This window comes from Roseateles agri (assembly GCF_034043675.1).
GTDB lineage: Bacteria > Pseudomonadota > Gammaproteobacteria > Burkholderiales > Burkholderiaceae_C > KK5.
Map to the genome: position 1 here is coordinate 86940 of NZ_JAXCLA010000006.1, position 11897 is coordinate 98836.

Annotated in this window: 8 protein-coding genes; 1 reads left to right on the forward strand and 7 read right to left on the reverse strand. The window is 69.7% G+C overall.

What is annotated here, in order from left to right; genetic code table 11:
* Window positions 1–2 precede the first annotated feature (2 nt).
* Window positions 3–566: a transcription elongation factor GreB gene (gene greB / locus SNE35_RS18560; protein ID WP_320424460.1), complete on the reverse strand. Its 564-nt coding sequence runs from the start codon at window positions 564–566 to the stop codon at window positions 3–5.
* A gap of 34 nt (window positions 567–600) precedes the next feature.
* Here greB and SNE35_RS18565 point away from each other — a divergent pair, with 34 nt between their 5' ends.
* Window positions 601–1716 carry a CaiB/BaiF CoA transferase family protein gene (locus SNE35_RS18565; protein ID WP_320424461.1) on the forward strand — a complete coding sequence of 372 codons (1116 nt, stop codon included), beginning with the start codon at window positions 601–603 and terminating at the stop codon, window positions 1714–1716.
* Between the two features lie 3 nt (window positions 1717–1719).
* On the opposite strand, the gene SNE35_RS18570 is transcribed toward SNE35_RS18565, so the two are convergent.
* From SNE35_RS18570 to SNE35_RS18595, 6 genes are all read right to left on the reverse strand, one after another.
* On the reverse strand, window positions 1720–4245 hold the full coding sequence (locus tag SNE35_RS18570) for an FG-GAP-like repeat-containing protein (RefSeq protein ID WP_320424462.1): 2526 nt from the start codon (window positions 4243–4245) through the stop codon (window positions 1720–1722).
* Window positions 4246–4422: 177 nt separating this feature from the next.
* The gene (locus SNE35_RS18575; protein ID WP_320424463.1) at window positions 4423–5235 is read right to left on the reverse strand and encodes an efflux RND transporter periplasmic adaptor subunit; all 813 of its coding nucleotides are present in this window, start codon (window positions 5233–5235) and stop codon (window positions 4423–4425) included.
* The gene (locus SNE35_RS18580; protein WP_320424465.1) at window positions 5232–7217 is read right to left on the reverse strand and encodes a preprotein translocase subunit SecA; all 1986 of its coding nucleotides are present in this window, start codon (window positions 7215–7217) and stop codon (window positions 5232–5234) included. The genes SNE35_RS18575 and SNE35_RS18580 overlap by 4 nt, the downstream gene beginning before the upstream one ends.
* Entirely contained in the window at window positions 7214–9385 is a 2172-nt protein-coding gene (locus tag SNE35_RS18585; RefSeq protein ID WP_320424466.1) for a site-2 protease family protein, read from the reverse strand. Before SNE35_RS18585 ends, SNE35_RS18580 begins: the two co-directional genes overlap by 4 nt.
* Complete coding sequence (locus tag SNE35_RS18590) at window positions 9373–11229, reverse strand: efflux RND transporter periplasmic adaptor subunit (RefSeq protein WP_320424467.1); 1857 nt, start codon at window positions 11227–11229, stop codon at window positions 9373–9375. The genes SNE35_RS18585 and SNE35_RS18590 overlap by 13 nt, the downstream gene beginning before the upstream one ends.
* Before the next feature lie 56 nt (window positions 11230–11285).
* The gene (locus SNE35_RS18595) at window positions 11286–11861 is read right to left on the reverse strand and encodes a COG1361 family protein (RefSeq protein WP_320424468.1); all 576 of its coding nucleotides are present in this window, start codon (window positions 11859–11861) and stop codon (window positions 11286–11288) included.
* Between the last annotated feature and the right edge of the window lie 36 nt (window positions 11862–11897).

Consider the following 11897-nt stretch of genomic DNA (forward strand, 5'->3'; position numbering starts at 1 on the left):
ACTCAGTCGGCCTTAGGTGCCGGGTAGTTCACCTCCAGCACCTCGATCTTCTCGACGCCCACCGGCGTCACCAGTTGCAGCTCGTCCCCCTCCCGCGCCTTCAGCAGCACGCGCGCGATCGGCGAGATCCAGCTGACCTCGCCCTTCAGGCTGTCGCTCTCGTCGATGCCCTTGATCGTGATCGTGCGCTCCTCGCCTTTGGAGTTCGCGTAGGTCACCGTCGCGCCGAAGAAGACCTGATCCTTGCCGTGGTGGACGCTCGGGTCGGCCACCTCCGCGACGTCCAGGCGCTTGGTCAAAAAGCGCAGGCGGCGGTCGATCTCGCGAAGGCGCTTCTTGCCGTACAGGTAGTCGCCGTTCTCCGAGCGATCACCGTTCTTGGCGGCCCAGGAGACGATCTCGACGATCTTCGGCCGTTCCACGTCCAGCAGCTCGACGAACTCGGCCCGCAGCCGCGCGTAGCCGGCCGGCGTCATGTAGTTGCGCGTGCCCTGCGGCAACGCAGGCAGCGAGACCTCGTCGTCGTCATCGCCGCTGTCGGATTCCTTCGTGAATGCCTTGCTCATTCGAGTATTGTCCTGTGAGACGAAGGAGACTGACATGGAGCAAGAACACGGCCCGCTGCACGGGCTGCGCGTGATCGAGATGGCCGGCCTCGGGCCCGGCCCGTTCTGCGGCATGCTGCTGGCCGACATGGGCGCCGACGTGATCGTGATCGAGCGGCCGGCGGCGCTGCGCGTCGTCCAGGCCGGCGATGCGATGAACCGCGGCAAGCGCTCGATCTGCCTGGACCTGAAGCAGCCCGAGGCCCTGGCCGCCGTTCGCCAGCTGATCGACGGCGCCGATGCCCTGATCGAAGGCTACCGCCCCGGCGTGATGGAACGCCTGGGCCTGGGCCCGTCGAGCTTCGAGGCCAGCAATCCGAAGCTCGTCTACGGCCGCGTCACCGGCTGGGGCCAGACCGGGCCCTTGTCCCAAGCCGCCGGCCACGACATCAACTACGTCGCGCTGAGCGGCGCCATGGCCGTCAGCACACGCCCCGGCACGGCACCGAGCCTGCCGGTGACCCTCATCGGCGACATGGGAGGCGGCGCGATGTTCCTCGCCTTCGGCATCGTCTGCGCGATGTTGGAGGCCAGAAATTCCGGACGCGGCCAGGTGGTGGACGCCGCGATCGTCGACGGCGTGGGCATGCTCACCGCACTGATCCGCTCGATGCGCGGCGTCGGCATCTGGAACGACGACCCCGCGCGCAATCTCTTCCTGCACCAGTCGCCGTTCTACGACGCCTTCGAATGCGCGGACGGCAAGCACGTCACGCTCGGCGCGATCGAGCCGCAGTTCTACAACGAGCTGCTGCAGCGGCTCGACCTGGAAGACGTCGACCCCGCCGGCCAGCACGACTGGCGCCAGTGGCCGGTCCTGCGCCAGCGCGTCGCCGCGCGGATCAAGAGCAGGACGCGCGACGAATGGCAGCGGCTGCTGGAGGGCACGGACGTCTGCTTCGCTCCGGTGCTGACGCTGCAGGAGGCCGCCGAGCACGAGCACCAACGCGCCCGCGGCAACTTCGTCGCCGTCGACGGGCACTTGCAGCCGGCGCCTGCGCCGCGCTTCTCGCGCAGCGTGCTGCGCGAACCGCAGCCGGGGCCAAAGCCCGGGGCTGACACCGAAGCGATCCTGGCCGAGTTGAGGATCGAACAGACCAGGCGGTCGTGACGCTCAGCGCACCCGGGACGCACCTGCCAGCACCTTGAACGCCTGCTTGAGCTTCGCCAGCAGATCCGTACCGGCAGCAGCCGGTCGGGCCGATCGCACTGCCTGCGAGTTCACGGGTACAGGACGCTGAATCAGCAACTCACCGGAGACGACGACGTCGGGCCGCCCATCGCTGTTGAAGTCGCCGACTGCAAGTGCCCCGATATCGGCGCCTCCCCCGTGAAAGCCATGTGGATAGTGCGCCTCGTCGGCGAAGCCGCCGCTTGACAACTGCAAGCGCACGACCATTGACGTGCCATCGTCATAGACGAGGTCCGCCAGACCATCGCCATTGATGTCCAAAGCCTTCAGTCCACCACCGGAATTGGTGGCCAGTTGCGCCGGTGCGTCGACTAGATTGCCTCCGCCATTCTGCAGGTAGAAGAAGATTGGCCCGTAACCCGAGTACAGGGCCACATCCGGCCGGCCATCGCCGTTGAAATCAGCGACCGCCAGCCCGGCGCCTCCTCCGTTGCCGGCACTGAACCACTGCGACACGGCGCTGAAATGACCGTCACCGCCCTGCGGCAAAAGACCGGCCGCGACGCGAATGCTACTGGACAGGCCGCTGCCACTGAAGGCGATGTCGGGCCGCCCATCGCTGTTTAGATCGCCGACGACCAAGTCCGATGCCGTCATGCCGAAGTCGCCCACCACCAGTCGGTCATTCAACATCCAGCCGCCGGGCAGGTTCAGCCAGACTTCCACGGTGCCGACGATACCGACGCCGATGATGCCGGTATCGCGATTGCCGAAGGCAACCAGGTCGGGACGGCCATCCCCATTCAGGTCCACCATCTGGATGCGCGGACTCGCCGAGACCGGAATGATGGCGCTGGGGACCCAGGCCCCGCTACCGTCGCGGAGGAAGACCTGCACGCCGTATTCGCCCATGCCTGCGAGCAATTCGTTGCGGCCATCCCCATCGACATCGGCGATCGCCACCGAGGTCACCGGGTAGCCGGTCGGCAACGCGGCGCTCGGCCCCAACGCTAGGCTGCCGTCCGGCTGCTGGAGGTAGGTCTGCACACCAGACACCCAGCCGCCCTGCGTTGAGTCGTAGCGCAGTACGGAGGCGGCGATGTCGGCGCGGCCATCCCCATCTAGATCGCCGATCGCATTGACGTCGCCGACATTGGAATCCGCCGTGGGCAGCGGCAGCTTCACCGCAGCGCCGAAGCGCCCCGGATCGGTGTTGAACGCGATCGACAAGGGGCTGATCGCATTGCCGGCCAGGTCCTTGACGCCGTTGACATAGAGCCAGTAGCTGGTACCGCGCCTCATCGGCTCGGCCGGCGTCAGCGTGACCATGCTGCCACTGACCTGGTAACTCAGCGTCACGTTGTAGCTGCCGATGCTGATCGTCTGCGCGTTGACCGTGGCGGGGTCGACGGCCTCGCTGAACTGCAGTTGCAGCGCGCCGCTCAATGGCACGTCCGCAGCACCGTTGGCCGGCGTGCTCTGCAGCAGCGAAGGCGCGGTCGCATCGATGGTGAAGGCCCAGCGCTGCTCGGTGGCCAGCGGGTTGCCCAGCAGGTCTTGCGCCGATACAGCCAGCACCGCCGTGTAGCTGCCGCTGGCCCAGGCCGTGGCAGGCGTGAACTGCAGTCCCGTGCTGCTTGAGCTGATGCTGCCGGCGACCGGTTGCCCAGCGGCGTCGAAAACCTGCAGCGCATTTGCCAGCGTGCGGGCATCCATGGCTTTGCTGAACGTGACGGCGATCTTCGTCAGCGGCCCCAACGGCGTGCTGCCGTCGAGACCGGCGACACTGGCCGTCGGGGCGACCGTATCGCTGCTCTGGCCGCCGACCTTGTAGCCCAGGATCTTCTCGGTGTACGAGGCGACCGCCACACCGGCGCTGCTCGTGCTGGTGGACGAACTGACCAGGCCGATCCGCGAGGCATACCAATCGTCGGTGACGCTGGTGATGTCGACGGTCCTGCCGAGCAGCGTCGACTGCACGGAAGCCACAACCGTCGTGCGCAGGTGCAGCGCGTCGCTGAAGCTGCCCACGGCCGTACTGATCGACTCGACGCCGATGACCTGGGTGCTGGCCGTCACGGACGCGCTGTCCGCCTTGCCGTCGCCATCGAAGTCCACGACCGGACCGATGGAAGCCTTGGCGGCGGTAAAGCTGTCGCCGACGTGCATCGGATACTTCATCAACTGCACAGGCCCAAGCGCCAGCGTGAGCGGATCGGCACCGGTCCCCGGCACCTGGCTGATGCCGCTGCCGGTCTCGACGAGCACCGACTCGCCATCGTCCGGATCGGTGGACGACATCACGGCGCCCGTGTTGCCGGAAACGCTGCGCGTCCCGGTGATCTCCTGAATGACCGGCGCCCCATCGCCGTCGGAATACTGGTAGACCCAGCGGCTGCCCGTCTGCAGGGGCAGGTATTGCTTCGTGGACAGATCGGCGCCGTCGACGCTGCTGCCCCCATCGCCACCACCGCCACCACCGCCGCCACACGCGCTCAGCGCCGCCACGGCAGCAACCAGGGCCATTCGCAAGCCCATCCGATGCATCGTTCTCGTCATCACCGTCCCTGCTCCGTCTTGTGTTCTTCGCCTCAACGAGGCGCGCGCGATCGTGTCACGCCAGAAACAATCCGGCCATCGGGTCGATCCCAAGACCGATCCGGAATGAGCACCAAACCAGGGGGGTCAGGGAAAGCTGACCTTGCAGCGCACACCCGCCGGGATGTCACCCTTCGGGTTCGCCAGTTCCAACCGCACGCCGAAGGAGCCGCTGGCGGAATCGAACACGCGGTCCACCACCTTGATCTGTGCCTGCCAGCGGCCCTGCAGCGGCGCCTCGGGCACGACCTCGGCCCGGCGGCCGGCGCTGAGCTTGCCCATCATCGCGACGGGCAGCACCACTTCCACGCGCAGCGGGTTCGTCTGCGCCAGCCGCAGGATGGGCTTGGCCGAGCCTTCGCCGGTGAAGGCCAGCTCGCCCGGTTGCTGCAGCCGCTCGGTCACCACGCCGCTGAACGGCGCGCGCAGGGTGCGCTGGCGCAGCACGGCGTTGAGCCGCTGCATCTCGGTACCAGCCATCCTGCGGTTGTCCATCGCCAGCGCCAGTTCGGCCTGGGCGACGCGCAGCTCGGCCGCGGAGTCGTCGCGGTCCTGCGAGGAGATGTAGTTCTGCGACAGCAGGTCCTCGCGCCGGCGCAGCTTGTCGGCCGCATAGTCGGCGCGGGCGCGAGCGACGCGCACCTCCGCCTCGGACTCGGCGCGCTGCTGCGCCTGCGCCAGCGCCTCGCGCTCGACGCTGCCGTCCAGCACCACCAGCACATCGCCTGCCTTCACCGTGCTGCCACGGTCGACCAGGATCTTGTCGATCAAGGTGTTCGCGGGGCTGCGGATGTCGATGCGCTGGTTGGGCTCGATCAGGCAGTCGAAGGTGTTGGACTGCTCCGGTGCCGCGAACGAAAGGCACGGCAAAGCGATCAGCAGAAGCGGCGGAACTTTCATATCTGGTTTCCAGCGAATCCGAGCATGTTGTCGAGTTGGCGATCGGCCTTGAGCGTGCGGCGGCGCATCGCGGCGTGCAGCCGGCCAGCGTGAGCCTGCGCGGCGCGGCGAAGCAGTTCGGAAGCCCAGGCAGGCAGTTCCTCGCGGCCGGCAAATACGCGCGCCAGCAGCGCCTGCAGGCCTGCGGCGTGGTCGCGAAAGATCTCGTCGTCCAGCGCGACGATGGCCTGCGCCACGCCCGGGTCGCCCTGGCGCGCGCCGCGGCCGACCAGTTGCCGGTCGATCCGCGCCGAGTCGTGGAATTCGGTCAGCAGCACCGTCAGCCCGCCGCTGGCATGCACGCCCTCGCCCAGGTGGATGTCGGTGCCGCGGCCGGCCATGTTGGTGGCCACCGTCAGCGCGCCCGGCTGGCCGGCGCTGGCGACGATGTCGGCCTCCTCGGCATCCTGGCGTGCGTTCAGCACGCGATGGACCTGGCGCGGTCCCAGCACGGCGGAGAGCGCCTCCGAGGCCCGTACCGAGCGCGTGCCCACCAGCACCGGCCGGCCCGCCGCGAGCTGAGCTTCCACCACCGCACGCGCCGCCGCCCATTTGGCGGCCTGGTCGCGCAGCAGCCGCGGTGGCAGCGTCAAGCGGCGGCTGGGCTTGTGCGTGGGCAGGCGCACGACGTCGAGCTTGTAGACGGCGTTCAGCTCCGGCGCCACCTCGGCGGCGGTGCCGGTCATGCCAGCCAGGCGAAGGTAGCGGCAGAAGAAGCGCTGGAAGGTGATGCGCGCCAAGGTGCGGGCCGGCTCACTGAGATCGAGCCCCTCCTTCGCCTCGATCATCTGGTGCAGGCCGCCTTCCCAAGTGCGGCCGTCGAGCACGCGGCCGGTGTACTCGTCGACGATCTGCACCTTGCCCTCAATGACGACGTAGTGCTGGTCACGATGGAACAGGTGCAGTGCGCGCAGCGCCTGGCCGACCAGGTGCTCGCGCCCGCGCGCCACGCCCCAGACACCGCCGAGATCGGCCGCCGCGTCGCGCACCGCCGGCAGGCCCGCCGCCTCGAAGTACAGGTTGCGCCGCGCCGCATCGATGCCGAAGTGCTCGCCGAACTTCAGCGTCGCGGCGATGGCGAGCGCCTGGCGGTAGTCGGCGTCGTCGGGCGGCTTGCCGTGGATCTCCGAGAGGATCAGCGGCGTGCGCGCCTCGTCGATGAGGATGGAGTCGGCCTCGTCGACGATCGCGAAATGCAGGCCGCGCAGCAACAGCGGCCGAGGCAACTGGCCGTGCAGCGAGCGCGCATGCATCTGCGCGGGGCTGACGCGCCCGCCAGCGGAGACGCGGTCGCGCAGGTAGTCGAAGACCAGGCTCTGGTTCGTGCAGTAGGTGATCGGGCGCTGGTAGGCCAGGCGCTTGGCGTCCTCGCCGAGGCTCGCCCACACGACGCCGGCGCTCAGGCCGAAGAAGGAGAACAGCGGCTGCATCAGCTCGGCATCGCGCCGGGCCAGGTAGTCGTTGACGGTGACGACGTGGGTCGGCAAGCCGGCCGCACCGGCGATCGCGGCCGCCAGGCCCGCCGTCAGGGTCTTGCCCTCGCCCGTCTGCATCTCTGCCAGCCGCCCTTCCAGCAGCACCGCAGCGCCCATCAGCTGCGTGTCGAAGGGCCGCTTGCCCAGTGCGCGCCGCGCGCCCTCGCGGACCAGCGCCAGCACTTCGGCCAGGCCCGCGGCGCGGCCGGCTTGCACGGCAGCGGGGGCGGCGGCGAACAGGCGGCGGCGCAAGTCCTCGTCGCGCAGTTCGAGCAGACTCGCTTCAAGAGCACCCGCTGCCTTCGCCACGCCGCGCAAGGCCGGTACCGCGGGCCATAACTGCCGTTTCAAGCGCCACAAAAGACCACGGGCAAAGCGATCATGAGCCGCCTCGTCGACGTCGCGGCGCTCCGGGAAGATGCCGTGCGCGAGCTGCTCGCCGATCTCCAGTGGAAGCGTCGCGCTCATAGCTGGAAGTGCGACAGGAACAGCCGCCGCAAGCCGTCCCACAAGCGCGCCGCCAGCGGCTCGGATTCATGCTCCAGCCGCACCAGCACCCGCGCGCCGATCTGCCGGTAGGGCATGCCGGCGTCCAGTTGCAGCTCGCTCTCGAACAAGGTCTGCAGCGCCTGCACCCCCTTGGTGTCGTGCGGATCGAGCGGGATGTCGCCACCCGCCGCCGTGCCCAGCGCGGGGCTCGGCAGCTCGCGGCCGGCGGCCGGCACGCTGCGCACCAGCGTGGCCGCGAAGGTGCGGTCCGCCTGCTGCGGTAGCCGCACTTCCAGCCCGCGCACGGCGGCCGTCTGCCACTGCGGCAGCACGAGGCGCACCCGCGCCGGCTCGCCGGTCTCCACATGGCCGATCACCTCGCCGCGCTTCACGTAGCGCCCCGGCAGGTCGTCCGGCCGCGCCAGCAGCAGGGTGCCGGCCACCTCAGCGCGCACGACCAGCTTCGCCGCCTCGTCCTCCAGCGATGCCAGCGCCGCCTGCTCGCGCCGCATTTCCTCGGCCAGCAGGGCCGCACGCGTCGGCGAAACCCCGAAGGCCGCGTCGTACTTGGCCTGCGCCAGCGCCAGCCGGCCACGCTGCTCGCCGAGCCGCGCATCCAGCGCCGGGTCGACCAGCTCGGCCACGGTCTGCCCCGGCCGCACGCGCTCGCCCGGCCGCAGCAGCAGCTTGGCGATGAAGCCGGCGCCGCCGGCGCGCAGCACCGCGTTGTCGCTGGGCCAGACCACGCCCGTCGCGACCGAGTGGTGCGGCAGCGGCACCACGAAAAGCAGCAGCGCAAGACTTGACCCCGCGATCCACAGCACGCGCCGCACGCGGTTCGCCTGTGGCTCCAGTGCCGGGTCGCCGGCCAGCCGCTTCAGGCCGCGGAACCAGGGAATCAGCAGGCTCGCGAAAATGCCCCAGGCCGCGATCAGCACGCCGACGAAGAAGTAGCGGCTGGCGATGAAGATCGCGATGCTGAACAGCACGAAGAGCCGATAAGCCAGCGCCAGCGGCGCGTACACGAGGAACCAGCGGCGCTCGCCGGGTGTGCTCAGCGGCGGCTCGGCCTGGTGCTGGCCGAACAGGTGGTAGCGCATCAGCCAGGCCCAGTAGTCGGTGGCGCGCTGGCCGAGGTTGGGACTCTCGATCGCGTCCGCGAAGATGTAGTAGCCGTCGTAGCGCAGCAGCGGATTGGCGTTGAACATCAAGGTGGTCATGCTCGCCAGCACGATCACGTTGAAGGCCAGCGAGCGCACGAAGCCCGGCTCCAGCACCAGCCACAGGTAGAAGGCCAGCGCGGCGATGAACAGCTCGGTCAGCATGCCCGCCGCGCCGACCAGCATCCGCGGCCAGCGGCTCGCGAATGCGCTGGAGCTGCTGGCATCCACATAGGGCACCGGGAAGAACACCAGCAGCATCACGCCCATCTCGTGCACCTCGCCGCCGAAGCGCTTGGCAGCGAGGCCGTGGCCCATCTCGTGCGCGGCCTTCAGCAGCGGGAACAGCAGCGCCAGCAGCACCAGGTTGTCCACGGTCAGCAACCGCTCATTGATGTTGCCGGTCAGCTCGCTCCAGTGACTGGGCGCCAGCAGCACGGCGGGCAGCACGACGGCCAGCCACAGCAGCAGGCCCGGCAGCCGCGCCAGCGGCCCGGCCGCGGCAATTACGCGGCCCAGCCAGGCATCGGGGTCGACCAGCGGGAAGCGCAAGGACACCGGGTTGGCGAAGCGCTGCAACCACTTGCTGCGCCGCTGCCGGCCGCCGCGCTCGAACAGCTCGGCCACGTCCGGTGTCACGTCGCACTGGATCAGGTCGGCGGCGTAGAGCTGGCCGAACAGGTTCACCAGTTCGTCCTGGCTGGGCGTGTGCTCGTCCATCGCGGCCGAGAGCCGCTCCCACACCTGCTGCAGGCTGCGCTCGCCGTCCAGCAGGCCGATCACGCGGTAGCTGCCGGGATTGAAGCGGTGGTACTTGCCGGCCACCCGGTCCTCCACCACGTACCAGATCTCGCCGCGGTAGACGTGCCGGTGGATCCGCACATGGCCACGCAAGCGCGGCTTCAGGTTGGCAACGCGGTACCAGTTCCCGGAGAACAACGCGTCGCCGAGCGGGCGTTCCGCGCTAGCGGGGGCTACGGAGTCCATTGCCACAGGGCCAGCGATACCCAATCGGTGAAACGGTGCGTCCAGACCCACAGCAGGCTGCGCTCGCCGGCGACGACCTTGGCCACGCCTTCCATGTTCGGCTTGAGCGCAGCCCCACTGCCCGGATCGGCCAACTCGGCTTCCGCCCGGAAGTAGTTGCGCCCTTCCTCGACGACCGACACCGGCGTCACCGACTTGAGCGTGAACTTCCAGCGCTGGCCCGGCGCGCCGGTGAGCACCAGCTCGCCCGCCTGCCCGGCCTGCACGCGGGCGATGTCGCGCTCGTCCACCTTCAGCATCACGCGCCAGCTCGCCAGCGGCGCCAGCTCGAACAAGGTCTTGCCGATCTCCAACGGCGCGCCGAGCTGCTGCGACAGGTCGCCCTTGACGACCACCGCGTCGAAGGGCGCCGTCAGTTCCACGCGGGCCAGCTTGGACAGCACGAGGTCCAGGTTCGCCCGGGCCTGGTTCGCCTGCGCGGCCGAGAGGCGCTGGTTGACGCGGTCGGCCTGGGCCATCGCCTCGCGCTCCTTGCGCTGGGCCATCTCCAGCTCGGTCTCCCAGCGCACCTTCTCCAGCTGCAGCTCGCGGTCTTCCATGCGCGCCAGCACCTGGCCGGCCTTGACCGTGTCGCCGGCCCGGGCCGGCGCATCGCGCAGGAAGCCGTCGAAGGGCGCCACCGCCGCGCGCTGCACCGCGCCCTCGATGACGGCCGGCGCGGAGACCCGGTCTTCCACCGGCACCAGCGCCGCGATCAGCAGCGCCAGCGCCAGCACGCCTGCGCCCAGTTTCAGGCCTGGATGCGAGGCATCGGTGAGCCGCGCCGCCGCATGCCGGGCGCTGCGCCGCAGATGGGCCAGCAGACCTTCGTCGCGCGCATGCTTGTGCTCCAGCACCGGGGCCAGCACGCCGGCCAGCAGTTCCATGCCCTTCAGCTCGGCCGGCACGAAGGGCGTGCCGCGCTCGAACAGCAGCACGGCGAACGGTGGCGCCGCGCCGATCGCCAGCGGGATCGAGGCCAGCGCCGCGCTGCCGGAGTCGGCGGCGTAGCGCGCGTGGGTCATGCGCAAGACCTGACCCTCGGCGCTGTCTTCCGGCTCCGGCCAGATGACCGGCCGGCGCTGGTCGAAGGCCTCGCTCATCGCGCCGCGGGCCAGCGCGGTGAGGTTCGCGCGCTCGTCGAACCAGGCCGAATGCGAGACGGCCGAGGTCTCCAGCTGGGGCCCGTTCACCAGCGCCAGCTGCACCTGATGGCAGCCGAAACGCGCGGCCAGCTTGTTGACCAGCGTGAGGCCGGCCTGGCGAAAATCCGGCTCGGCCAGCGCCGCCAGCGACACCTCGAACAGGAAGGCCGATTCGTCCAGCCGCTTGCGCGCGCCGGCCAGCTCGCGCTGGTCGAACAGGTCGGCCATCCAGCCGGCGCCCCAATGCGTCAGCCGCGCGCTGAGCCGCGCCGCCTCGGGACTGGGATCGAGCAGTTCTATGACGACGGCGCCGTGCAAGGTCGCGCCGGCGGACAGCGGGTAGGCGAGCTGCGTCGGATGATCCGCATGCTGGCGGCGCACGCCCTGGCGCGTCGTCAGGCATTCGCGCGCCACGTCGGCCAGGCGCTGCAGCTCGGTGCCCTCGGGCCAAGCGGCGGCGGGCACGTAGGAGCCCTCGGCATCCTGGAGCAGCAGCAGGCCCACCTGGACGCCGGGCACCAGGCTGCACAGCACGGCCAGCCAGGCGCGGCACAGCGCCTCGGCCGATTCGGCGCCGGCCAGCGCCGCCCAGGCCGCATCGGCGCCGAGCGCGCCCGCGGCGGGGGATGACGAAGAGGGAATGTCGTGACGGGCGTTCATCGTCCGGTGCGGCGGAGCGCCCTGCCCGCGCTGGGCCAGCTCCGCATGCGGTCAGATCAGGAAGGGCGGCGGCGACGGGCCAGCAGCGCGAGCACGCCGAGGCCGGCAGCCAGCATCGCGGCGGGCGGCGCCTCCGGCACGGCCGACACGTTCACCGAGGTGGCGAGCGGCTGGGTGAACGCAACGTCGTTGAAATCGCCATCGGTCACGTGCACGTCGATCGTGACGTTCTGCGTGCCCGTGGCGAGAGCCTTAAAGGTGAAGCTCACCGTCGCGTTGCCAGCCTCCAGAGTGATCGGGCTCAGCGGCCCTACCAGTTGCAGCGAGTACGCGCCCGGGCCGGAATTCTCAACCGTGAACTGTGGATCGAACAGGCCGATGAAGCTGTTCAAGTCCCCGCCGGCCACGGACGCGTCAACGCCGGTGAATTGCAGGCCAGCATCCCAGTTCAGGTACAGGCTGGCGCCCTGCAGGTCGATCGCGTCGGACAGCGTCGTCGTCAGCAAGACGGTGGTCGTGCCCCCGACCGTCGTCGAGACGGCGGGGGCGCTGCCACTCAGCGTGGCCGCGGATGCCGACCCTTGGGCGATGGCCAGCGCGGCGGCCAGCAGACTCAGGCGATATAAGCTCATTGCTTTCTCCTCAAAGACTCCAAAAACCCGTCGTCC